This is a genomic window from Pseudoduganella dura (genome assembly GCF_009727155.1).
Classification (GTDB): Bacteria; Pseudomonadota; Gammaproteobacteria; order Burkholderiales; family Burkholderiaceae_D; genus Rugamonas; species Rugamonas dura.
Map to the genome: position 1 here is coordinate 3098180 of NZ_WNWM01000002.1, position 24448 is coordinate 3122627.

At 65.7% G+C, this 24448-nt stretch carries 19 protein-coding genes; 17 read left to right on the plus strand and 2 right to left on the minus strand.

Going from position 1 to position 24448, the window contains the following annotated elements; translation table 11 throughout:
• The first annotated feature begins 97 nt into the window (after positions 1 to 97).
• From GJV26_RS13565 to GJV26_RS13645, 17 genes are all read left to right on the plus strand, one after another.
• A complete protein-coding gene (locus GJV26_RS13565; RefSeq protein ID WP_155709265.1) occupies positions 98 to 1453 on the plus strand; it encodes an LLM class flavin-dependent oxidoreductase in 1356 nt (451 codons plus the stop codon).
• Positions 1454 to 1690: 237 nt separating this feature from the next.
• Positions 1691 to 3232 carry a putative porin gene (locus tag GJV26_RS13570; protein WP_155709266.1) on the plus strand — a complete coding sequence of 514 codons (1542 nt, stop codon included), beginning with the start codon at positions 1691 to 1693 and terminating at the stop codon, positions 3230 to 3232.
• Between the two features lie 122 nt (positions 3233 to 3354).
• Positions 3355 to 4449, plus strand: a complete 1095-nt coding sequence (locus GJV26_RS13575; RefSeq protein WP_155709267.1) for an ABC transporter substrate-binding protein — start codon at positions 3355 to 3357, stop codon at positions 4447 to 4449.
• 61 nt (positions 4450 to 4510) lie between these two features.
• On the plus strand, positions 4511 to 5644 hold the full coding sequence (locus tag GJV26_RS13580; protein ID WP_216643133.1) for an ABC transporter substrate-binding protein: 1134 nt from the start codon (positions 4511 to 4513) through the stop codon (positions 5642 to 5644).
• A gap of 25 nt (positions 5645 to 5669) precedes the next feature.
• Positions 5670 to 6542, plus strand: a complete 873-nt coding sequence (locus GJV26_RS13585) for an ABC transporter permease (protein WP_155709268.1) — start codon at positions 5670 to 5672, stop codon at positions 6540 to 6542.
• A gap of 11 nt (positions 6543 to 6553) precedes the next feature.
• On the plus strand, positions 6554 to 7324 hold the full coding sequence (locus tag GJV26_RS13590; RefSeq protein ID WP_155709269.1) for an ABC transporter permease: 771 nt from the start codon (positions 6554 to 6556) through the stop codon (positions 7322 to 7324).
• Positions 7325 to 7344: 20 nt separating this feature from the next.
• Positions 7345 to 8172 (plus strand): ABC transporter permease, encoded by an 828-nt coding sequence (locus tag GJV26_RS13595; protein WP_155709270.1) that lies wholly within the window; start codon positions 7345 to 7347, stop codon positions 8170 to 8172.
• 28 nt (positions 8173 to 8200) lie between these two features.
• Positions 8201 to 9001 (plus strand): ABC transporter permease, encoded by an 801-nt coding sequence (locus GJV26_RS13600; protein ID WP_155709271.1) that lies wholly within the window; start codon positions 8201 to 8203, stop codon positions 8999 to 9001.
• A 16-nt stretch (positions 9002 to 9017) separates the two neighbouring features.
• Complete coding sequence (locus GJV26_RS13605; protein ID WP_155709272.1) at positions 9018 to 9836, plus strand: ABC transporter ATP-binding protein; 819 nt, start codon at positions 9018 to 9020, stop codon at positions 9834 to 9836.
• A gap of 24 nt (positions 9837 to 9860) precedes the next feature.
• A complete protein-coding gene (locus GJV26_RS13610; RefSeq protein WP_155709273.1) occupies positions 9861 to 10688 on the plus strand; it encodes an NADPH-dependent oxidoreductase in 828 nt (275 codons plus the stop codon).
• 64 nt (positions 10689 to 10752) lie between these two features.
• The gene (locus tag GJV26_RS13615; protein WP_173346201.1) at positions 10753 to 11937 is read left to right on the plus strand and encodes an MFS transporter; all 1185 of its coding nucleotides are present in this window, start codon (positions 10753 to 10755) and stop codon (positions 11935 to 11937) included.
• A 173-nt stretch (positions 11938 to 12110) separates the two neighbouring features.
• Complete coding sequence (locus tag GJV26_RS13620; protein ID WP_155709275.1) at positions 12111 to 13244, plus strand: ABC transporter substrate-binding protein; 1134 nt, start codon at positions 12111 to 12113, stop codon at positions 13242 to 13244.
• Positions 13245 to 13424: 180 nt separating this feature from the next.
• Positions 13425 to 14633 (plus strand): ScyD/ScyE family protein, encoded by a 1209-nt coding sequence (locus tag GJV26_RS13625; protein WP_155709276.1) that lies wholly within the window; start codon positions 13425 to 13427, stop codon positions 14631 to 14633.
• A gap of 194 nt (positions 14634 to 14827) precedes the next feature.
• Positions 14828 to 16024 carry a pyridoxal-phosphate-dependent aminotransferase family protein gene (locus GJV26_RS13630; RefSeq protein ID WP_155709277.1) on the plus strand — a complete coding sequence of 399 codons (1197 nt, stop codon included), beginning with the start codon at positions 14828 to 14830 and terminating at the stop codon, positions 16022 to 16024.
• A gap of 220 nt (positions 16025 to 16244) precedes the next feature.
• Positions 16245 to 18392, plus strand: coding sequence for a protein-disulfide reductase DsbD family protein (locus GJV26_RS13635; RefSeq protein ID WP_229427884.1), 2148 nt, complete (start codon positions 16245 to 16247; stop codon positions 18390 to 18392).
• A 54-nt stretch (positions 18393 to 18446) separates the two neighbouring features.
• Positions 18447 to 19058 carry a redoxin domain-containing protein gene (locus tag GJV26_RS13640; protein ID WP_229419290.1) on the plus strand — a complete coding sequence of 204 codons (612 nt, stop codon included), beginning with the start codon at positions 18447 to 18449 and terminating at the stop codon, positions 19056 to 19058.
• 430 nt (positions 19059 to 19488) lie between these two features.
• Entirely contained in the window at positions 19489 to 21723 is a 2235-nt protein-coding gene (locus GJV26_RS13645) for an NADP-dependent isocitrate dehydrogenase (protein WP_155709278.1), read from the plus strand.
• 127 nt (positions 21724 to 21850) lie between these two features.
• On the opposite strand, the gene GJV26_RS13650 is transcribed toward GJV26_RS13645, so the two are convergent.
• On the minus strand, positions 21851 to 22504 hold the full coding sequence (locus tag GJV26_RS13650) for a VPLPA-CTERM sorting domain-containing protein (RefSeq protein ID WP_155709279.1): 654 nt from the start codon (positions 22502 to 22504) through the stop codon (positions 21851 to 21853).
• A 24-nt stretch (positions 22505 to 22528) separates the two neighbouring features.
• Entirely contained in the window at positions 22529 to 23944 is a 1416-nt protein-coding gene (locus tag GJV26_RS13655) for a family 43 glycosylhydrolase (RefSeq protein ID WP_155709280.1), read from the minus strand.
• Positions 23945 to 24448: the final 504 nt, after the last annotated feature.

Sequence of the window (24448 nt, forward strand, 5' to 3'; positions counted from 1 at the left end):
ACCACATCAATGCTCAGCTCGTGTCACATGGGTGCCTGGCACCAAAGTGACACGAGCTGGACAGCAAATCTCATTTCATCATCAACGGAGAATTTCCATGTCTCAGCGCAAGATGCGTCTCGGCGCGTTCATCATGGCCACCGGCCATCACATCGCCGCCTGGCGTCATCCCGGTTCGCAACCGGATTCGGGCGTCAATATCGACCATTACATCCACGTCGCGCAGACCGCCGAGCGCGGCAAGTTCGACCAGGTGTTCGTGGCGGACAGCCCCGGCGTCGCCTACCGCGGCGGCGACAACGAGGCGTTCAGCCGCCAGGGCCGCGTGTCGTATTTCGAACCGGTCACGCTGTGGGCCGCGCTGTCGGTCGTCACAAAACACATCGGCTTCGTCGCCACGGCGTCGACCACGTATGAAGACCCGTTCCTGCTGGCGCGCAAGTTCGCATCGCTGGACCACATCAGCAAGGGCCGCGCGGCGTGGAACGTGGTCACCACCGGCGCCGAGAACGTGTACGGCAACTTCGGCCTCGAGGCGCATCCGGACCCGGAACTGCGCTACGAAAAAGCCCACGAATTCCTCGACGTCGTGAAGGGCCTGTGGGACAGCTTCGAGGACGACGCGTTTTCGCGCGATCCGGAAAGCGGCGTGTACTTCGATCCCGAAAAGCTGCACGCGCTGAACCACCACGGCAAGCACCTGAAGGTCAGCGGCCCGCTGAACCTCGAGCGCTCGCCGCAGGGGCAGCCGGTGATCGTGCAGGCCGGATCGTCGGAGCCGGGCCGCGAACTGGCCGCCGCCACGGCCGAGGCGATCTTCACCGCGTGGACCAGCCTCGAGGAAGCACAGGCGTTCTACAGCGACGTGAAGGGCCGCCTGGCGAAGTATGGCCGCCGCGCGGACCAGTTGCTGATCCTGCCCGGCATCTCGCCCGTCATCGGCCGCACGCAGGAGGAAGCGGAAGCGAAATGGGCGGAGCTGCAAAAGCTCATCCATCCGTCCGTGGGCCTGGACACCATCGCGCGCTTCTGGCCCGGCGAAGACCTCACCAAGTGGGACCTCGACGCGCCGCCGCCCTACTATCCCACGCCGCCGGCCGGCAAGAACAGCCGCCACCACGTGGTGATCGAACTGGCGCGCCGCGAACGGTTCACCGTGCGCCAGCTGTATGAATACCTGGCCGGCGCGCGCGGCCACTGGGTGGTGGTGGGCACGCCGCAAAAGATCGCCGACGAAATGCAGAAGTGGTTCGAGAACGGCGCGGCCGACGGCTTCAACGTGATGCCGCCGGTGCTACCGGAATCGCTGGAGGAATTCGTCGACCTGGTGATCCCGGAGCTGCAGAAACGCGGCCTGTTCCGCACCGAGTACGAAGGCACCACGCTGCGCGAAAACCTGGGGCTCGACAAGCCGCAGAACCGCTTCTCCATCAAGGCCGCGAAAGCCGCCTGATCGTCACCGGCGTGCGAAGCCGACACCCTGTTGGCTTCGCAACAGCCGCGCCGCCCGCTGCTTCCCGGGTGCTGGCGAATCGACAGCAACCCCCGCAAAACCTCCCCGAAACGCCCCGAAAACACCGCAAACAGGATGGCACGGAACCTGCGTAATGGAATGTAGTCAGCAGCTGAGTCAGCAGCTAAGTCAGCAGATAAGTCAGCAGATAAACCGTCCAACCATCAGGAGCATTTTTTGAAGTACCTACATCGAAGAATATGCAGTGTCGCCGGCCTGCTCACGATCGCCGGCGCGGCACAGGCAGCGGGGCAAAGCAACGAGGATCTGCAGCGGCAGATCGAGGAACTGAAAGCCGTCGTCAAGACGCTGCAGCAGCAGATCGGCACCAGGCCGGCAGTGGCCGCGAAGGCGGCGAACACGAACGGGGAATCGGCGCAGTCGAGCGCATCGGCAGAGAAGACCGTGATCGGACCGGCGGGGGCCGCCGGGGCCGGCGCGGATGCCGGCACCGACACCGTCGCCGGTACGCCCGACCTTGCCGCGAACAGCGCGACCGAAACCCCTACCGAGACCGCCACCAAGGCCGACATCGACGGCCTGCGCACCGACCTGGAAAACTACAAGTACGAGCAGAAACGCAATCGCGAAACCAAGACGGCGCTCACCACGCGTGGCACCACGATCGGCGGCAGCGTGCAGGCCCGCGCCACCGCGCAGAGCACGCCCGTGAAGACGGGCAGCACGTCGACGTCGTCGGACCGCTATTCCAGCTTCGACATCCCGCAGGCCACGCTCAATTTCGCCGGCAGCCTGTACCGCGATTACTCGGAAGGCCGCAACCTCGATTACCGCCTGGCGTTCGCCTATGCGAAAAACAGCCCCGGTACCGACGGCAGCCAGCTCAATGCCACCGATGCGTATATCCGCTACAGCCCGTTCCCCACGCTGACCGGCCTGGAAGACCCGCGCCTGACGATCACGCTGGGCCAGCAGCAGATTCCGTTCGGCCTGGAAGCGCAGATCGGCGAAGAGCTGCGTCCCGTGATCAACAATGCGCTGTTCCTCGGCGGCCTGGGCGTGGGCACGCGCCAGATCGGCCTGATCGTGCGCGGCGACTACGATCCGTATGTCGACTACGGCTTCAACTACCGTGCGCCATTGCTCGAATATGCGTTCGGCGTGGTCAATGGCGCCGGCCCGAACAAGTCGGACGACAACAACCACAAGGACTACATCGCCCGCGTGGCGTTCACGCTGCCGGTCGATTACTACAGCGTGTTCCGCGAGCTCAAGTTCGGCTTGTCGGCCTACAAGGGCCAGAAGAACCTGACCGCCGGCACCGCGGCCACCGTGGTGGGCCAGGGCAAGCGCGACCGCTACGGCTTCGACATCTACTACAACCACGCACCGTTCGGCGTCACCTACGAATACGCGGAAGGCCGCGACGGCACCGTGAACAACGGTCCGGACATCAAGTCGCGCGGCCAGTACCTGACCGCCTTCTACACGTGGGGCGAGCAGTGGATCGCCAGTTCGCGGGCGCAGGCGAAATACGACGACTACTGGCCGAAGTCCTACCAGCTGTTCGCGCGCTACGACACGTTCGACCCGAACCGGGCACTGGGCAACGACAAGACCAAGGCCGCCATCCTCGGCTTCAACCTGTTCTTTGCCGAGACCACCAAGTTCCAGCTCAACCTGAACCACTACGACTACCAGAACCCGGCGCAGCGCAGCGCGAACGAGCTGCTGGCGCAGTTCCAGTTCGGGTTCTGAGCCATGACGCCGTCATTGAAACTTGGTTACTTTCTTTTCAATAGTGATGAACCGGCATTGAACCGCCTCCCGTTTGAACCGATATTGAACCGCTTTATAGATCAGCATTCCAGGAACCAGCCATGAAACTGTCACGCTTACGTACCGCTACTGTCCTGCTGACCGCCATCGCAGCGGGCGTGCTGGCCTTTGCCGCCCCCGTCGCCGTCGCGCAGGACAAGCCCAAGGTCATCAGGATTTCCTATTCCAGCGCCGGTACCGGCGGCCGCCCGCTCACCGGCGGCACGTCGATCGCCACCGCGCACCAGCAGGGCATCCTGGAAAAGGAATTCGCCAAGGACGGCATCAAGATCCAGTGGACCTTCAACCCCGGCGCCGGCCCCGCCACCAACGAGCAGCTGGCCAACGGCCTGGCCGACTTTGCCCACCATGGCGACCTGCCGATCATCATCGGCCGCTCCACCGGGCTGAAAACCAAGCTGCTGTTCTCGTACACGCGCTTCGGCCCGGCCTACATCACCGGCCCGATCGACTCCCCGGCGAAATCGCTGGAAGACCTGAAAGGCAAGAAGCTCGCCGTGTTCAAGGGCACGGCCAGCCAGCTGGCGCTGGGCCGTATCCTCAAGAAACATGGCTTCACCGAACGCGACTTCAAGACCGTGAGCATGGATGGCGACACGCTGCGCGCGGCGATCGCCACCAAGGATGTCGATGGCGGCTTCATCGCACCGTTCGACCTGGAGGCGCGCGGTGTCGGCAAGGTGATCTATTCGACCGGCCCCGATCCCGAGCTGACTTCGCAGGGCGTGTTCTGGGTCTCCGAGGACTTCGAGAAAAAATACCCGGACATCGTGCAGCGCGTGGTGACCGCGCTCATCAAGGTCACGGCCTGGAGTTCGGAAGAAAAGAACCGCGAAGCGCAATACAAGCTGTGGTCGAACTCCGGCACCAGCTACTACGAATACCAGAAGACCTTCGCCGACGTGCCGCTGAAATGGCGCCTGTCGCCGCTGCTGGACGAGTACTTCGTCGAGAACCTGAAGAAGTCGATCGTGCAGGCCAAGGAGTTCAAGCTGATCCGCCGCGACGTCAGCGTGGATGGCTGGCTGGCGCCGAAGTACCTGAACACGGCGCTGAAGGAGCTGAAGCTGGAAGGCTACTGGCCGGAGTTCAATGCCGCCGGCAAGCCGAAGGCGGCGCAGGTGGCGCAGAACTGACCGGCTGATGACGCCGCGCCCGCCGGTACCTGTCCCGCGTATTGAAACCGAGGAGATCGCCATGACATTCCCACGCGTTCGCACGTTCCGCATTGCCGCCGCCCTGTTGACCGGCGCCGCCGCGGGCGCATTGGCCTTCGCCATGCCCCTGGCAGTGGCGCAGGACAGGCCAACGCAGGACAGGTCAGCGCACGACAAGCCGAAGGTGATCCGGATCTCGTATGCCAGCGCAGGCACCGGCGGCCGGCCGATCGTCGGCGGCTCGGTGGTCGCCACCGCGCACCAGCAGGGCGTGCTGGAAAAGGAATTCGCCAGGGACGGCATCAAGGTGCAGTGGACCTTCAACCCCGGCGCCGGTCCGGCCACCAACGAGCAGCTGGCCAACGGCCTGGCCGATTTCGCCGTGCACGGCGACCTGCCGATCATCATCGGCTGTTCGACGGGGCTGAAGACGAAGATCCTGTTCTCGGTCGCGCGCTTCGGCCCGTCGTACATCACCGGCACGGTCGATTCGCCGGCCAAATCGCTGGAAGACCTGAAGGGCAAGCGCCTCGCCGTGTTCAAGGGCACGGCCAGCCAGCTGGCGCTGGGCCGCATCCTGAAGAAGCACGGCTTCACCGAGCGCGATTTCAAGACCGTCAGCATGGATGGCGACACGCTGCGCGCGGCGATCGCCACCAAGGATGTCGATGCCGGCTTCATCGCGCCGTTCGACCTGGAGGCGCGGGGCGTGGGCAAGCTGCTCTACTCGACCGGGCCCGATCCCGACCTGACGTCGCAATCGGTGTTCTGGGTGTCCGAGGAGTTCGAGAAAAAATATCCGGACATCGTGCAGCGCGTGACCACCGCGCTGGTCAGGGTGGCCGCCTGGAGCTCGGATGAACAGAACCGCCAGGCCCAGTACAAGCTGTGGTCCAACTCCGGCACCAGCTACTACGAATACCAGAAGACCTTTGCCGAAACGCCTTTGAGGTGGCGGCTGTCGCCGCTGCTGGACGAGTACTTCTTCGAGAACCTGAAGAAATCGATCGTCCAGGCCAGGGAGTTCAGGCTGATCCGGCGCGATGTCGACCCGGGCCACTGGCTGGCGCCCCAGTACCTGGCAGCGGCGCTGAAGGAGCTGAAGCTGGAAGGCTACTGGCAGGAGTTCGATACCGCCGGCAAGCCGAAGTCGCCTCGGGTGGCGCAGAACTGAACGTTTTTCAACCTGACGGATTGCCATGAACACCGCCTCCTCCACCGCAGCCCATGTTTCACCTCATGTGTCACCTGTTCCGCCGCGCGCAACGTCGCGCGCGGCGCCGCGCTGGCAAGCGCTGGCATCCACGCTGGGCACCCGTGCCTTCAACTTCGCCGCAGGGCTGATCCTGCCGCTGCTGCTGCTCGGCCTGTGGCAGTACGCCGTCGACCGGCAATGGCTGGCCGAACAGATCCTGCCGGCGCCCGCGCTCGTGTGGCAGTCGCTGGTCGAGCTGTGGGAGAACGGCGACCTGACATCCAATCTCGCCATCAGCCTCGTGCGGCTGGGCTGGAGCCTCGCCATCGGCGGCGGCACCGGCTTCCTGCTGGGCATCGCGATGGGCATCTCGCCCACGATCAAGGCCTATGTGTATCCCGGCTTCCAGCTGGTGTCGCAATTCCCCGTGATCGGCTGGGTGCCGCTGCTGATCATCTTCGCCGGCATCGGCGAGGCGCTGAAGATCTCGGCGATCTCGATCGCCGTCGTCGTGCCGGTGGCCGTCAACACCTTCAAGGGCATCCGCAACATTCCGCGCGCGTTGCTGGAAGTGGCCGCCGTCTACCGGTTCACGTTCTGGCAGAAGGTGCGCCGGCTGGTGCTGCCCGCCGCGTCGGCCGGCATCTTCAACGGCCTGCGCCAGGGCGTGATGCAGGCCTGGCTGTCGCTGGTGTTCGTGGAGCTGCTCGCTTCGAGCGAAGGCATCGGCTACCTGATGGTGTGGGGCCGCCAACTTCTGCAGCTCGATATCGTGGTGGTCGGCATGATCGTCATCGGCACCGTGGGCATCGTGCTGGACCGCCTGCTGGCCTGGGGCGAAGCGCGCCTGCAGGGCTGGCAGCGCCGGGCTTATTGAGGAAACCGAGAATGAAATCGATTCGTGAAACGGACCTGCGCGGCTTCGTGCTGCCCGTGGCCTTCCTGGTGCTGTGGTACGTGGTGACGGCACTGCAGCTGGTGAACACCAAGTTGATCGTGCCGCCCGGCGCCGTGCTCGACAGTGCATGGAAAGTCGTCACCAGCGGCCAGCTGCTGGGCGGCCTGCAGGCGAGCCTGACGCGCGACATCGCCGGCTTTGCCGCCGGCAGCGCGGCTGGCATCCTGCTCGGCCTGCTGCTGGGCATTTCGCGCTGGGCGGAACGGCTGATCGGCCCCACCTTCCACACGCTCAAGCAGATCTCGCTGTTTGCCTGGCTGCCGCTGCTGTCCACGTGGCTGGGCACAGGTGAAGCGGCGAAGATCCTGTTCGTCGCGCTGTCCGCGTTTTATCCGGTGGCCCTGAGCACGTTCGAAGGCGTGCGCGGCGTGACCCGCGCGCAGGTCGAGGTGGCGCGCGTGCTGGGCTTCAACCGCTGGCAACTGGTGTCGCGCCTGATCCTGCCCGCCGCGTCGCCGCAGATCGCCACCGGCCTGCATCTGGCGCTGCTGTATGCCTGGCTGGCCACGATCGGCGCCGAGTACCTGCTGGGCTCGTCGGCGCAAGGCATCGGCAACGTGGTCATCCGCGGCAAGGCCACCTTCCACGTCGAGCTGATCATCGTCGGCATGCTACTGATCGGGCTGGTCGGCATGGTGCTGAACCGCCTGGCCTCCCTGGTCGAATCCCGCGTGCTGCACTGGCGCGGCCCTGTGCACTGAAGCTCACCGATCGATAAACCATGTCCTCTCTGACCATTGCCCTGCCCTCCATCGGCGAAAAGCAGCCTGCCAGGCTGCTGCGCTGGAACGACGGCCTGACGCGCTTTGCGCTGTCCTGGCCCTTCCCGCTCGCGGTGCTGCTGATCTGGTATGTCGCTGCGGAATACGAATGGCTGCCGCCGCAGATCCTGCCGCCGCCATCGATGGTGGCGTCCACGTTCATCGACCTGGTGCGCACCGGCGAGCTGCCGGAAAACCTGTGGATCAGCATGTGGCGCGTGCTGGCGGGCTTCGCGGCCGGCGGGCTGGGCGGCCTGGCGCTCGGTGTGCTGATGGGCCTGTCGCCGACGGCCAAGGATTACCTGTATCCCACCTTCCGCCTGATCGCCCAGGTGCCGTCGATCGGCTGGCTGCCCCTGTTGATGATGCTGGTGGGGATTGGCGAAGCGCTGAAGATCATCCTGATCTCGAAGGCCGCCTTCGTGCCGATCGCGCTGAACACCTACAAGGGCCTGCAGGGCGTGTCGACCCGCTTCATCGAGGTGGCCCGGGTGTACCGCTTCACGCGCTGGCAGCTGCTGTCGAAGGTGGTGTTCCCCGCCGCGCTGCCGCAGGTGTGGAACGGCATCCGCTACGGCCTCACGCATGCGTGGCTGGCGCTGGTGGCGGTGGAACTGCTGGCATCGTCCGAAGGGCTGGGCTTCATGATCGTCTACGGGCGGCAGCTGTACCAGCTCGACGTGGTGCTGGCCGCCGTGGTCGTGGTCGGTGCGATCGGTTTCGCGCTCGACAAGATCCTGGCGCTGATCGAACAACGCCTGCTGCGCTGGCGCACGGATGGCTTTTAAGCCGGGCTTTTACTACAGAGGAACCACGATGTCGACTGCAACGGATTCCGGATCACGTATCGACGTGCGCCGCGTGCTGCGCGGGGCCGCATTGCCGGCGCTGCTGTTCACCATCTGGTGGGCCGTATTTCATTTCGGCTGGACCGACTCGGTGATGTTCGTACCGATCAGCAAGGTGTGGGAAACGGCGGTGCGGCTCTCCGCCACCGGGGAGCTGTGGCGCTCGCTGGGCGCATCGCTGGCGCGCGACCTGGCCGGGTTCGCCCTGGGCAGCACGATCGGCTTCGGCGTCGGTATCGCGCTCGGCCTGTCGCGGCTGCTGGAAAACCTCGTGGGTCCCACGCTGCATACCATCAAGCAGATCTCGCTGTTCGCGTGGATCCCGCTGATCTCGGTATGGTTCGGCCTGGGCGATACCGCCAAGGTGGTGTTCCTGTCGCTGGCGGCGTTCTTCCCCGTCGTGCTGAACACCTTCGAAGGCATCCGCAGCGTGCCGCGCGAGCTGATCGAGGTGGGCCGCGTGTTCGCGCTCACGCCGGCGCAGATGCTGCGGCGCGTGGTGCTGCCGGCCGCGCTGCCGTCGATCTTCAACGGCGTGCACCTGGCGCTGATTTACGCATGGCTGGCCACGCTGGGCGCCGAATACCTGCTCACGTCCGGCATCGGCATCGGCAACCTGCTCACCGACGGCCGCGAACACCTGTGGATGGACCAGGTGCTGCTGGGCATCGTCATCGTCGGGTTCGTCGGTTTCACGCTGAACCTCATTGCAAACCATATCGAAGGCCGGCTGCTGCGGTGGCGCGGCACGTCGACCGGACAATACTGATCATCCTGGAGAACACATGGCACACGCAGGCACGCTGGAAATCAGCAATCTGAGCAAGCAATACCGGGTCAAGGGCGAAGCCTTGCCCGTCCTCGACAACATCTCGCTGTCGATCCGGCCCGGCGAATTCATCAGCATCGTCGGCTCCAGCGGCTGCGGCAAGTCCACGCTGCTGCGGCTCGTGATCGGCCTGGAAAACGACTACCAGGGCGAGATCCTGCTCGACGGCAAAAAGGTCGTCGGCACGAGCCTGGAACGGGGCATCGTGTTCCAGGAGCACCGGCTGTTCCCGTGGCTGACGGTGGAGCAGAACGTGGCCATGGGCCTGCTCAATGCCGACCTGCCGGAAGCGGAAAAGCGCGCGTCGGTGCAGGAACACATCGAGCTCGTCGGCCTGAAAGGGTTCGAGACGGCCCACCCGTACCAGCTGTCGGGCGGCATGTCGCAGCGCGTGGCGATCGCCCGGGCGCTCGTCAACCGCCCCGAGGTGTTGCTGCTCGACGAACCGTTCGGCGCGCTCGATGCGCTGACCCGCGCCCACCTGCAGCAGGAACTGCAGCGCATCTGGGAAGCGGAAGGCATCACCGCCATCCTCGTCACGCACGATGTCGACGAAGCCGTGTACCTGGGCGACCGCATCGTGGTGATGGAGCCGCGGCCGGGGCGCATCAAGCGCATCGTCGACGTGGACCTGCCGCGCCCGCGCGATCGCGGCAGCTACGCATTTGCCGAAATCAAGGACGACGTGCTGGCCGAGTTCTCCGACAAGCCGCGCCCCGAGCTGCTGGACGTGCCCGCGCGCGATTCGGTCTCCGAATGGCAGTTCTCCTGGTAATTCACACACAAGAAAGCAACCACCATGTCCGATCCCTTTGAATTGTTGAAAGCCCGTTACGGCAACGGCCAGCATGCCCCCACCGTCGATACGCTGAACCCGGTGCTGGAGACGTTGTTCTCGCACCGTTCGGTGCGCGCCTTCCGGCCCGACCCGCTGCCCGCCGGCACGCTCGACCTGCTGGTGGCGGCCGCGCAGTCGGCGCCCAGCTCCTCGAATTTGCAGGTGTGGAGCGCCATCGCCGTCGAAAGCCAGGAAGGCCGCGAGCGCATCGCCACCCTGGTCGGCAACCAGAAGCACGTGCGCGAGGCGCCGCTGTTCCTGGCCTGGCTGGTCGACCTGTCGCGCCTGCAGCGGCTGGCCGCCGAACGGGGACGCGAGCTCGACGGCGCCGAATACCTCGACACGTTCCTGATGGGCGTGATCGATGCCGCGCTGGCCGCGCAGAACGCCGTCAACGCGGCCGAATCGCTGGGCCTGGGCACCGTGTACATCGGCGCATTGCGCAACCAGCCGGAGGCGGTGGCGGCGGAACTGGGCATCAAGCCCGGCGACGGCGTCTACCCCGTGTTCGGCCTCGTCATCGGCCATCCGGATCCGGAACGGCCGGCCGCCGTGAAGCCGCGCCTGCCGCAATCGTCGGTACTGTACCGCGAGCGCTACACGCCGGCACCGGTCGAGCAGGAAGTGGGCGGCTACGACGAAGCGATGCGCGCGTTCTACGAGTCGCAGGGGCTGCCCGTCACCACGTGGAGCGAGCACTCGCTGGCGCGCCTGAAGAGCCCCGAGGAACTGAAAGGACGGCACCGCCTCAGGGAAGCCCTGGCCGGCCTGGGCTTCCCGTTGCGCTAGGCGGCCGATGACCTCTTCGACACTGACTGGAGAACTTCCTTCACGTCACTTTCTTACCGGGTTCATGTTGCTGGGAGTCCTGGCCGGCGCGTCGAACGGCATTGCCAAGGTGGTGTTTCCGCTCTACGCCGCGGCGATGCATGCGTCGCCGTGGCAGATCGGACTGGTCGGCGGGCTGCAGTTCGCCGGCATGCTGCTGCTGTCGCTGCCGCTGGGCGCGCTGATCGACCGGCACGGCAGCCGCCCGCTGTTCCGCTTCGGCTGCATCGGCGGCATCGTGGTCTTCCTCGCCGGCTTCAGCTTTGCTTCCACGCCGTGGCAACTGATCGCCTGCGTAGTGCTGTTCGGCTTCGTCAACCCGTTCCGCATGGTGACCACGCAGACGGAATTCCTGCACCTGCTGCCGCGGGTCGGGCCCGCCAAGGCCGGCTGGCAGCGCGCGTCGCACAGCGCCGGGATGTTTTTCCTGGGGCCGATGCTGGGCGCCTGGCTGGTCGGCCTGGCCGGCTACTCGAATACCTTCCGGGTGGTGGCCGTGGGCCTGTTCATCACGTTGCTGATCGGCGAGCGGGTGATGTCGTCGGCACCAATGGGCCAGGGGGCCGATGCCACGCCGTTCGTCGGCCGCATGCTCGACCAGTTCCGGCTCATCGGCAGCCGCGCCGAGCTGCGGCGCACGATGCTGATCGAGTTCGTCGGGCAGGTGGCGATGTCGTACTTCACCGTGTTCGTGATCCTGGTGGCGATCCGCCGCTTCGGCATGCCCACGCAGCAGGCCGCCGGCCTGGTCACGCTGCAGGGTGCGGTGTTCGTGCTCACGCTGCTGGCGGCCGGCGCCATCGTGATGGCGTGGCGCGAACGCACGCGCTACCGCACGGCGTTCGCCATCCTGCTGTGCGCCGAACTGCTGCTGGCCAATCCGCTGCACCCGGCCGCGCTGTGGGCCGGCGCCCTGCTGCTGGGGCTGGGGCTGGGCATCCAGCAGCTGACCTGCGTGGCGCAGTTCGCCCGGCTGGCGCAGGAACTGGGGCGCGGCCGCACCGGCGGCATGTTTTCGCTGGCCGGACCGAGCGGCGCGCTGGTCGGCGCCGTGGCGGGCGGGCTGCTCAACCAGTATTTCGGCATGCTGGCGGGATTTCACGTGCTCGCGGTGCTGTTCCTGGTGCAGCTTGGACGGACGTGGCTGCGGCCGGCGCCCGCCGCATTGCCGGAACCGGATATCGAGCGGCCTGCCGTGAACGGTGGCTGAGGACGGCTGGGGCGGCAGCCAGGGTGTTCAACACCGGGCACCGCCGCAACAGCCCAGGTGGCGATTGCTGCTGCCTGCGCAGCAGCGCCGTGCCGGCAAGCCACGAAATGCCGTTCCTGCCGGTGGCATGGAACCTGCAACGGACTGGTGACCAACACCAGCGAGGGCAAGTCATGAAACAGGCAAGGCGCAACATTGTTACCCGATCGTTCCGGCTCGTCGCCGCGATCGCACTGGCCGGCGCCGCGGCGCAGGCGTTCGCCGCGGCGCCGGCGGTCATCCGCGTCGGCGTGGCATCGCCGGCGCACGGCAGCCCGCCGGGCATCTCCGGCTCGTCGATCGCCATCGCCCACGCCACCGGCGCGATCGAGCAGGAATTCAAGGCCGACAATATCAAGGTCGAGTGGTTCTTCTTCAAGGGCGCCGGGCCGGCGGTCAACGAGGCGCTCAGCAACAAGCAGCTCGACTTCGCGTTCCAGGGCGACCTGCCGTCGATCATCGGCAAGGCCGCCGGGCTGAAGACGCGGCTGATCCTGGCCACCGGCATCCGCGCCAACCTCTACTTGGCCGTGCCGCCCGATTCGACGATCCGGAAGGTGGAGGACTTGCGCGGCAAGCGCGTGGCATTCTTCAAGGGCACCAACGGGCAACTGCCGATCAACCGGCTGCTGGCGGCACACGGCCTGGCGGAGAAGGACCTGCGGGTCGTCAATCTCGACACGGCCACGTCGCAGGCCGCGCTGACCACGAAGGATATCGATGCCGTGTTCGGCGGCTACGACCTGATCAAGCTGCGCGACAAGGGCGTGGCCCGCATCGTCTACACGAGCAAGGGCGACTCGCCCGTGTTCACGCGGCAGAGCCACATGCTGGTGACCGACGACTTCGCCGGCAAGTATCCGGAGCAGACGCGGCGCTTCGTCAAGGCCGTGGTGAAAGCCGCCCGCTGGAGTTCCGACGACGCCAACCGCGAAGAAGTGTTCCGCATGTGGGCGCGCCCCGGCACCGCCAAGCTCGAACACTGGAAGGAGGACTACGAGGGCCAGCCGCTGCGTACCCGGCTCAGCCCCCTGTTCGACCCGTTCCTGACTGAGCGCTACAAGGATGCGGTCGAGCATGCGTACCAGTTCCGGCTGATCCGCCGGAAGTTCGATGTCGATACGTGGATCGATCGCAGCTTCCTGAACGCCACGCTGAAGGAATTGAAACTGGAAAGCTACTGGCCGGCGAACCCGGTGGGCGCGTTCTCGGCAAAGGCCGCGCAGGTGTCGCAAAAACCGGTGCCGGGAGGTTCGATACGGTCATGAAAGCCAACGGTCAATTCCCTGCATCCACGCCTATTTCCTGTCAACTGTGCCAATCCTGCCACTAAGGCATCGCACAAACGAATAACCGGCAACCCTGTCTTGCATTTGCGAACTGCCGTGCTAACGTGAGAGGACCTTGGGGCCACGCCGCCCTCTCGTTTCCCGTCACAGGAGCTTGCCATGAATGGTTTGCGCTGCATGTTCGGATGTGCGTTGCTGGTATCGATGGCCGCCGGCGCGGCCCCGCAGGTGGACGTGGTCGCCAGGGGCCTGAGCAACCCGCGCGGGCTCGCCTTCGCCCCCGATGGCGCGCTGTACGTTGCGGAAGCGGGCAAGGGCGGCAACGGCGGCTGTGCCGTGCTGGGCGACGGGCAAACGGGCTGCTATGGCGAGACGGGCGCCGTGCTGCGCATCGACCTTACCGGCAAGAAGGAGCCCGCGCGGGTGCTGCGCAACCTGCCGTCGCTGGCACCCGAAGGCGGCTTCGGTGCGACTGGGCCGCAAGCCGTGGCCTTTGGCGCCAACGGCGCAGGCAGGGTGGCGCTGGGCCTGGGCTCGCACCGCGCCACCCGCGAAGGGCTCGGCCGCTATTCCTGGCTGTTCGGGCGGGTCATTCCGGTGTCGAAACTGCATGGCACTGCGGTGCCGCCGGCCACGGACAAGCAGCCCGCGCAGCTTGGCGACGTGCCCCCGCCCACGGCCGCGCAGGAGGAAAAGGCGCCGATCGACCTGGCCGCCTTCGAGGACGTCAACGACCCGGCGGGCGACGGTTCCGACAGCAACCCCGAGGGCCTGCTGACGCAAGGCGCGAACTACATCGCCGTGGATGCCGGCGGCAACTCGCTGCTGCGCATCGGCAGCGACAAGAAAATCACCACCCTCGCAACGTTCGCACCGCGAGACGTGCCGGCGCCGCCGTTCCTCGGCCTGCCGCCGGGTGCCACGATACCGATGCAGGCGGTGCCCACGTCGGTGGCCGAAGGGCAGGATGGTGCGCTGTATGTCGGCCAGCTGACCGGCTTCCCCTTCCCTGCCGGCGCCGCCAATGTCTGGCGCGTGCCGGCCGAGGGCGGCGAGCCGGAAGTGTTCGCCAGCGGCTTCACCAACATCATCGGCGTGGCGTTCGATGCCGCCGGCCGGCTGCACGTGCTGCAGATCGGCGCCGGCTTCGCCGGCCCCGGCGGGCCGCCGCTGCTGGCGCCGGGCCGGCTGATCCGCGTGGAAGCCGATGGCACCCGCACGGTCATCTACGAGAACCTGTATTACCCCGGCGGGCTGGCGATCGGGCCGGATGGCGCGGCCTACGTGACCAACAACGGCATCGTGCCGGGCCCCATCCCGGGGGCGTTCCCGGATGGCGGGCAGGTGCTGCGGATTTCGCTCGACTGATTTCGCCCGCTCGGACAGATTTGCCCACTCGGACAGGTTTGCCGGCTCGACACGTTCGCCGGCTCATGCGCGCCCGATCGTGCCCGGCCGGGCTCGGTGCACATCCATATCCGCGAGCACGGGTATCGATACGATATTGATGAGGTCATGACCGGCTGCTATGCTGAAGGGTCCCCCCTGCATTGGAGCCGGTCATGATCGAAGCTGTCAGCGTTCCCCATATCGTTCCGCTGAGCGATATCCTTCCCGATGAACCCCTGCTGATGATGGGCGCCGGCCCGGTGCCGATCCCGCAAAGCGTGGCAATGGCGAACTCGATCGTCATCAACCACCTGGGCGATACGATGAACCGCGTCATCGCCCAGGTCAAGGACATGGGCCGCTATGTGTTCCAGACGAACTCGCGCTACGTGCTCGGCGTGGGCGGGCCCGGCTCGGCCGCGATGGAAATGGCGATCGCCAACCTGGTCCATCCCGGCGACCGGGTGCTGTGCATCTGCAACGGCTACTTCAGCCGCCGCATGGCCGAAATGGTCAGCCGCGTGCGCGGCGAAGCCATCATTTTCGAAACGGGCACCAACGAAGGTGCCGGCATCGAAGCGGTGGAGCGGGAACTGCGGAGCGGGCGCTACGACGCGGTGACGCTGGTGCAGGGCGAAACGTCGAACACGGTGTGCAACGGCAACCTGGCCGGGATCGCGCGGCTGGCCCGCGAACACGGCGCGCTCGTCATCGTGGACGCCGTCTGCACGCTCAGCACGATGCCGCTGGAAATGGACAACTGGCAGATCGATGCCGTGATCACGGGCGGGCAGAAGGGCCTGTCGTCGATTCCGGGCGTGTCGCTGCTGGCATTCTCCGAACGGGCCTGGGCGAAGAAGATCGCCACGCGGGGCGACCTGCCGTTCCACTGGGTGCTGGACGCCAGCCTGGCCGACAAGTTCTGGAACCAGAAATCGTATCACTACACCGCGCCGGTATCCGGCATCCTGGCCCTGCACGAGGCGCTGCGGCTGGTGTGCGGCGAAACGCTGCCGAAGCGTTTCGAGCGCCACCTGCACTGCTCCGTGGCCTTGCAGGCGGGTATCGAGGGCATGGGCCTGCAACTGCTGGTGGCGAAGGAACACCGGCTCAATTCGGTGGTCGGCATCGTGGTGCCGGACGGCGTGGTGGCCGCCGACGTGCTGTCGCACATGTCGCGCGTGCATCGCGTGGAGATTGCCGGCGCGTTCGGCCTGAACATCGTGCGCATCGGCCAGATGGGCGAGCAGAGCCGCGCGCACAACCTGTTCCGCACGCTGCACGCGCTGGGCTCGAGCATGAAAGCCTCGGGCGCCGTGCTCGATTTGCCGGCCGGCATGGCGGAGCTGGAGCGCTCGCTGTCGCATTGAGCGTGGGCTGAGCAGGCACCGGGCAGTACCGGGTACACGCCGGGTGCGCCAGCGGCCGCGCTGCCGGCCCGCCCATGCGCGGGCAATCCTGCGCTGGTAATCACGCATTGCCAATCATGCATTCGTAACCATGGGCTGGCAATCATCGGTGCGCAATCAGCGCATGGGGTGGCATTAAGCCTTATCATTGTCCCATCGACATCAGCGAGGACAATGGGAAGTGACGTCACTGTACAAGTTCGCGGCGGCCAGCCTGCTCTTCACCTTCCTCCCGCTGGCGCAGGCCGCCGGGCCGGTCGTGGTTACCGATCACGTGCGCGGCGAATTGCTCGTCCACGCTCCCGAGGGCATCCGGCCCGGCAAGACATTGTGGCTGGGCCTGGCGATCGATCACCAGCCGCACTGGCACACGTACTGGAAAAATCCCGGCGACTCGGGGCTGGCCACCACGCTGGCCTGGAAGCTGCCGGCCGGTTTCACGGCCGGGGAGATCGCCTGGCCAACGCCGAAGAAACTGCCGCTCGGCCCGCTGACCAACTACGGCTATGAAAACAGGGTGCTGCTGCCCGTGCCGGTGCAGGTGCCGGCCGGTTTCGCGGGGCAGGAGCTGAAGATCGGCCTGCACGCCGAATGGCTGGTGTGCAAGGAAATCTGCCTGCCCGAATCGGGCGACTTCGACATCACGGTGCCCGCCAATGCGCCGGTTTCCGCCAGCGGCGCACTGTTCAGCGCCACGCGCGCCGCCACGCCGGTGGCGCTGGAAGGTGCCACAGCCACCGCGCGGGTCGACGGCAAGGCCATCGCTGTCGAGGTGCGCGGCCTGGCGGCCGCCCCGCAAGGCGACGTGCAGTACTTTGCCGAGGATATCGGCGTCATCGATTACGCCGCCAGGGTCGACCAGCAATGGGCGGACGGCACGCTGCGCCTGCGCGTGCCGCTGTCGCCGCAGCGCAGCGAGAGCCCCACGGTGCTGAAGGCCGTGCTGGTGGCGCCGGGCCAGCCGGCCGGCTGGACGGTGTCCATCCCTGTCGAGGGACCGTGGCCAGCGATCGGCGCCGCCGACCCTGCCCCGGCCCCTGCCGCCGCGGTGGCGCCTGTGCCGATGCCGGCGGCACCGGCCGCACCCGCGGCGGACACGTCCTTCGTGCTGTCGCTGCTGTTCGCCTTCCTCGGCGGCGCACTGCTGAACCTGATGCCGTGCGTTTTCCCCGTGCTGTCGCTGAAGATCTTCAGCCTGGTGCAGCACAGGGAAGAGCGGCGCAAGGCCGTTGCCGGCGGCATGGCCTATACGGCCGGCGTCGTGCTGTCGTTCGTCGCGCTGGCGGGATTGCTGCTGGCGCTGCGCGCCGGCGGTGCCGAACTGGGCTGGGGCTTCCAGCTGCAGTCGCCCCCCGTGGTCGCGGGCCTGGCGGCGTTGTTCACGCTGATCGGCCTGAACCTGGCCGGCGTGTTCGAATTCGGCGGCGTGCTGCCCGGCGCGCTGGGCGGCTACCGCGCGAAGAATCCCCTCGTCGACGATGCGCTCAGCGGCGCGCTGGCCGTGGCCGTGGCGTCGCCCTGTACCGCGCCGTTCATGGGCGCCGCACTGGGCGTGGCGTTGACGGAACCGGCGCCACAGGCGCTGGCCATCTTCGCCGTGCTGGGCCTCGGCATGGCGGCACCTTACCTGCTCGTGGCGCTGGTGCCGGCGCTGGGCCGCCTGCTGCCCCGCCCCGGCGCCTGGATGGTGCGCTTCAAGGTACTGATGGCATTCCCCATGTTCGCCACCGTCGTATGGCTGCTGTGGGTGCTGGGACAGCAGACCGGCATCGATGCGATGGCGGGGATGGCCGGCGTGCTCGTCGCCCTGGCGTTTGCCTGCTGGACGATCGGAGCGCCGGCGAAATCGCGCGGCACGAAGATCGCGTTCGCGGTGGCGGGTGGCGTGGTGCTGGCCGCGGCCGTGCACCTGGCATGGCCGCTGCTGAAGGCCGAACCGGCCGGGCCGGCGCAGGCGTCCGCGCGGTCGCCGGGCCATTGGGCGCCGTGGTCGGTGGAAGCCGTCGGCCAGGCACGCGCCGCCGGCAAGCCCGTGTTCATCGACTTCACGGCCGCGTGGTGCATCACGTGCCAGTTCAACAAGCGCACCGTGCTGAGCGATGCGCAACTGCTGAAGGATTTCGGCGCGCGGGACGTGGTCCTGCTGCGCGCCGACTGGACGCGCCGCGACCCCGCCATTACCCGGGAGCTGGCGCAGCTGGGGCGCAGCGGCGTGCCCGTGTATGTCTTGCTTGGACCGAACCACAGCCAGCCGCCGCAAGTGCTGTCCGAGGTGCTGACCGTGGAGCAGGTCCGGACGGCGTTGGGCAGGATCCGGCCTGCAAGCTGAAGTACTCGACTGACCTATTCAACTGAACTACTCAACTTGACGAGAGGAACTCCGATGAAGAAGATGACAGCAGCAGCAGCCATCCTGGTCGCCGGCCTGGTGACGACCGGCATCGCCGCCGCGCAGGCCACCGTGGGCCAGCCGGCCCCGGCCTTTACCGGCGTGGACACGGCCGGCAAGCCGGTCTCGCTGGACAGCTACAAGGGCAAGTACGTGGTGCTGGAATGGGTCAATCCCGATTGCCCGTTCGTCAAGAAGCACTATGACAGCGGCAACATGCCGGCCACGCAGAAGCACGCCGCGGCGAAGGATGTGGTGTGGCTGTCCGTGAGCACCAGCGGCAACGCCACGAATGACCCGAAAGTGGCCAGCTCGCTGAACAGCTGGACCAAGGAAAAGAACGCCACCCCGACCGCCCTGGTGCTCGACGACGGCAAGATCGGCCATGCCTATGGCGCGAAGACGACCCCGCACATGTACCTGATCGATCCGGCAGGCAAGATCGTCTACGCCGGCGCGATCGACAGCAAGCCCAGCTCCAACGCCGCCGACATCGCCGGCTCCACCAACTACGTGATCCAGGCGATCGACGAAGTCAAGGCCGGCAAGGCCGTCAGCAAGCCGATCACGCAGCCTTACGGCTGCTCCGTCAAGTACGCCAGCTGAGCCTCTACGGTTGAGTTCGTGTCACTTTGGTGCCAGGAAGGAGTGATGCCGAGTACGGCATCACCGCTACCCAGGCGAGGGGCAGTGCTCCTCGAAATCCCTGTTACGCCACCAAAGTGACACGGTCTCGGCCATTGCGGCAAAGGCAAAAACTGGCATCCCATTCCAAGCTCGTGCATAATACCGAGCTTGTCCTATATCTTATATAAGACTTGATCGAAGGCAGGCCTGCCCGGCTATCGATACCCCGGCCTCCGGTACGACGAAACAGCGATCATCCGGACCCCCGGCCCGGGGCGACTGGGTTATGATTTGGCGCTGTCCGTAGCGCCGTCCGGAGGGTCAAGGTGATGAGGATGTTGCGTTGACGCGAGACCAGGCAGGCGAATTTTCAGTATCAGGAACCCCACGAATTCCGAGGAATAAGCGCATGAGCAATGATCCGACCATTATCTACACGTTGACCGACGAGGCGCCGCTGCTGGCGACCCACGCATTCCTGCCGGTCGTCAGGACTTTCACCAAGCCCGCCGGCATCCGCGTCGACGAGGCCGACATTTCGGTGGCCGCGCGTATCCTCGCGAACTTCCCGGAATACCTGACCGAAGAGCAGCGCGTGCCCGACGTGCTGAGCGAACTGGGCAAGAAAACGCTGGAGCCGGACGCGAACATCATCAAGCTGCCGAACATCAGCGCTTCCGTCTCGCAGCTGCAGGCCGCCATCAAGGAACTGCAGGGCAAGGGCTACAAGCTGCCCGACTACCCGTCCGATCCGAAGACCGACGAGGAAAAATCGATCAAGGCCCGCTACGGCAAGTGCATCGGCTCCGCCGTGAACCCGGTGCTGCGCGAAGGTAACTCCGACCGCCGCGCGCCGCGCGCCGTGAAGGAATACGCCCGCAAGAACCCGCACTCGATGGCCGAATGGTCGCAGGCATCGCGCACCCACGTGTCGCACATGACGCACGGCGACTTCTACCACGGCGAAAAGTCGATGACGCTGGACCGCGCCCGCGAAGTGAAGATGGAACTGATCACCAAATCCGGCCAGACCATCGTGCTGAAACCGAAGGTCGCGCTGCAGGAAGGCGAGATCATCGATTCGATGTTCATGAGCCGCAAGGCGCTGCTGGACTTCTACGCGTCGCAGATCGAAGACGCGAAGAATACCGGCGTGATGTTCTCGCTGCACGTGAAAGCGACGATGATGAAGGTGTCGCACCCGATCGTGTTCGGCCACTGCGTGCGCATGTTCTACAAGGAAGCGTTCGAGAAGCACGGCGCGCTGTTCGACAGCCTGGGCATCAACGTCAACAACGGCATGGCCGACCTGTACAACAAGATCGCCACGCTGCCGGCCTCGCAGCGCGAAGAAGTCGAGCGCGACCTGCACGCCTGCCAGGAAAACCGTCCGCCGCTGGCGATGGTCGATTCCGCCAAGGGCATCACCAACTTCCACTCGCCGAACGACGTGATCGTCGATGCGTCGATGCCGGCCATGATCCGCGCCGGCGGCAAGATGTACGGCGCCGATGGCCGCCTGAAGGAAGTGAAGGCCGTGATCCCGGAAAGCACGTTCGCCCGGATCTACCAGGAAATCATCAACTTCTGCAAATGGCATGGCGCCTTCGATCCGCGCACGATGGGCACGGTGCCCAACGTGGGCCTGATGGCCCAGCAGGCCGAGGAATACGGTTCGCACGACAAGACGTTCGAAGTGCCGGAAGCCGGCACTGCCAACATCACCGACCTGGCCACCGGCGAAGTGCTGCTGTCGCAGGAAGTCGAGCAGGGCGACATCTGGCGCATGTGCCAGGTCAAGGATGCGCCGATCCGCGACTGGGTCAAGCTGGCCGTCACCCGCGCGCGCAATTCCGGCATGCCGGCCGTGTTCTGGCTCGACCCGTACCGCCCGCACGAGAATGAACTGATCAAGAAGGTCAACACGTACCTGAAGGATCACGACACGGAAGGCCTGCACATCGAGATCATGTCGCAGGTGCGCGCGATGCGCTACACGCTGGAACGCGTGATCCGCGGCCTGGACACCATCTCCGTCACCGGCAACATCCTGCGCGACTACCTGACCGACCTGTTCCCGATCATGGAACTGGGCACGTCGGCGAAGATGCTGTCGATCGTGCCGCTGATGGCAGGCGGTGGCATGTACGAAACGGGCGCCGGCGGTTCGGCACCGAAGCACGTGCAGCAGCTGACCGAGGAAAACCACCTGCGCTGGGATTCGCTGGGCGAGTTCCTGGCCCTGGCGGTGAGCCTGGAAGACCTGGGTATCAAGACCGGCAGCGCCAAGGCGAAACTGCTGGCCAAGACGCTCGACGCGGCCACCGGCAAGCTGCTGGACAACCGCAAGTCGCCGTCGCCGAAGACCGGTGAGCTGGACAACCGCGGTTCGCAGTTCTACCTGTCGCTGTACTGGGCCCAGGAACTGGCCGCGCAGACCGAGGACGCCGAACTGGCGGCCTACTTCGCGCCGCTGGCCAGGTCGCTGGGCGAGAACGAGCAGAAGATCGTCGCCGAGCTGCTGGAAGTCCAGGGCAAGCCGGCCGATATCGGCGGCTACTACAAGGCCGACGAAGCCAAGGTGAAGGCCATCATGCGCCCGAGCGCCACGTTCAACGGCGCGCTGGAAGCACTGGGCGCCTGATCGCCCTCCGCAGTCGATGAAAAGGCCGGTTGCGCGAGCAACCGGCCTTTTTTTGATCCGTCGAAAAGCTGGCGAAAACCGGTCTCTGGCACCATTTCATTTGGAAATGGTGCCAGACACCCGACCATCACGGCCGCGGGCTGCCGGTCCGTTTGATGGAACGCCGCCGCGCCAGTCCCAGCACGCCCAGCCCGCCCACCAGCAGCAGGCCGGATGCCGGTTCGGGCACCGCGCTGACGCCCACCGCGACATCGGTCATGCCCGGCAGGTAGCCGTCGCCCAGCGTGTCGATCCGGAACGCCGTGAAGTATTCGCCGGCACCAGTGGCCTGGAAGCCTTCGAACGTCAGGCCGAGCGCACCGTCGGCCAGCGTCACGCCGTTGAACGTGTAGGTGGCCTGGTTGGTGGCGATCGTGATGTCGACCGGCCCTTCGGTCACCGCCCCGTCGAAGCCGAACAGGTTGTATCCCGCCGCGATCGTGCCGGTCAGTCCCGAAAAATAATTGTTCGAGATCAGCGTGCGCAGCGTGCCGATCGAATAATCGGTGCCCGCGCCCACGGTGATGTTCAGGTCGGAAGCGTAGGTGACGTCGCCGCGGGTGAACGGATCGCCCGGCACGTGGAAGCCTGCGCCGAAATCGTCGAAATTGCTGTTGTACGCGATCGAGCCGAGCGCATTGAACGCGCCCCGGTCGCCGACCAGGACGACATCGGCAGACGCCGTGGTGCCGGCGGCGGCCAGCAGCGCGGCCGCGGCCAGTTGAACGAATCTGGTATTCATGGGGTCATTCCTTTTTCGATGGGATTACTGCCGTACCAGCGACCACTGCTGGCTGGCGCCGCCGTGCAGCGGGTATTGCAGAACGGCGGCGTTGTTCGCCGTGCTGCCGCCGCTCACTTCGGCCACCAGGCCGTTGAGCTTGTTCTTGATCGTGTAGTTGCCGGAAGCGGCATCGGCGAACTGCCACTTCTGGCCGTCGCCGCCCCAGTAGGACCACTGCGCCACTTTCGCGCCCGGCGACATCGACACTTCCCAGTCGTCCATGCCCAGCAGGCTGTTCTCGTTGATCACGCTGTAGTCGCCGTTGCCGTGGCCGATGACGTACCAGTACTGGTTCTTCAGCGCGCCGAACGTCTTCTGCTGCACCATCGCGCCCGGCTGGGTCGCGCGCAGCATCGCCGTATCGGCCACCGTCAGCGCCTTGCCGCTGTTCTGGTTGAGGATCGCGTAACGCCCATCGCTGACGCCGTCGCAGTCGTCCGTGAAGCTGTCGAAATCGCGCGTGAGCACCGGCCAGTCGATGTCGGTGCCGCGTGTCGCATAGGTCATCTTCATGATCTGCAGCTTCGCATTGCCGTTGTCGGCCGTGTCGTAGTAGTGAGTCGACACGAAGTTGCAGCCGTTCTGCTTCAGCACGCCCACGTGGCCGGGGCCCTTGTGCCGGCCGTCGATGTTCGCCAGGATGGTGCGCGGTTCCGAGTAAGGGCCGTCCACGCTGGTGGCGCGCTGCACCTCGACGTAGTACGTGCTGTTGCTGCCCTGGCAGCACGCGCCACGGTTCGCGAACAGGTAGTAGTAATCTCCGTTGCGGGTGATGTAGGGTGCCTCGATATCGCGCCGTGCATTGGTGCCGCCGGCGATCTTGGTCACGTAGCTGGCCAGCTTGCCCGTGGCCTGGTCGATCTCGCCCACGCCGAGGCCGCCGAAGAACGAACCGAAACTCATGTAGACGCGGCCGTCGTGGTCGCGGAACAGGGCCGGATCGATCGCGTTGATTTCGGTGTTGCCCTTGTTATAGGACTGCACCACCACGCCCAGGTCGGTCCAGACCGGGTTCTTCAGCGACAGGCTGCGCGCCACGCCGATCGCCGAGTTGGTGGTACCCCACTGGGACACCGAGTAATAGATGTAGTAGGCGCCGTTCATCTGGATCACGTCCGGCGCCCAGTACGACGAACCGTTGGCCTTGAAGTTGGGGATCTTCTTTTCCACCCAGGCCGGATTGGTCGCGAACACCGGGGCCGGTCCGCCCTGCCACGTCTTCAGGTCGGTCGACGTGGAATACCAGATGCCGGTACCGGTGGTGAAGTTGAAGTACGTATCGCCATCCTTCGTGATCGTGCCGGGATCGTGCGCATTCTGCAGCCCGGCGAGCTCGATGGCCCCGCTCGAGGCGGCGCCGCACGCCAGCATTAAACCTGCGATGATTTTCTTGAACATTGTCAGTCTCCGTGTTGTTGTTGTTGTTGTTGCCAGGTGAATCAATGAAGCGTGCCGCGCGGGGCAGTGGCCGGCATGGCGTGACGGCTGTCGTGGAACCGCTCATCGCAGTGCGACGGGCGTGCGAATGCCATCTCCGCCGTCATGAAGTCGGCCGGATTGCATTGTCGAATTCAGGTGCCTGGAGGCCAGGCGGGGGCATTCAGACCAGTCCGACGACCGGATGCTGCGGAACTATCGGGACGGGAAGCAGGATGGGAAGCAGGAACGCGCGGCGGGAACGCGATGGGCGATGCGATGCATGGGAGTCTCCGGATGTTTTATTGTGTCGGCTGCCATGTGCGGCGCCTTGTTGAAAACATCGTACCCAGATCGATATCGGTGCACCAATGATAAATTTGTAAGTTGCGATATTCGTTTGGATATCCCTGGTACCACGCATCATCGCGCTGGTTAACCCCATCCAATCGGCGCTACACTGGTGGTCCGATCAATTCCTGAAAC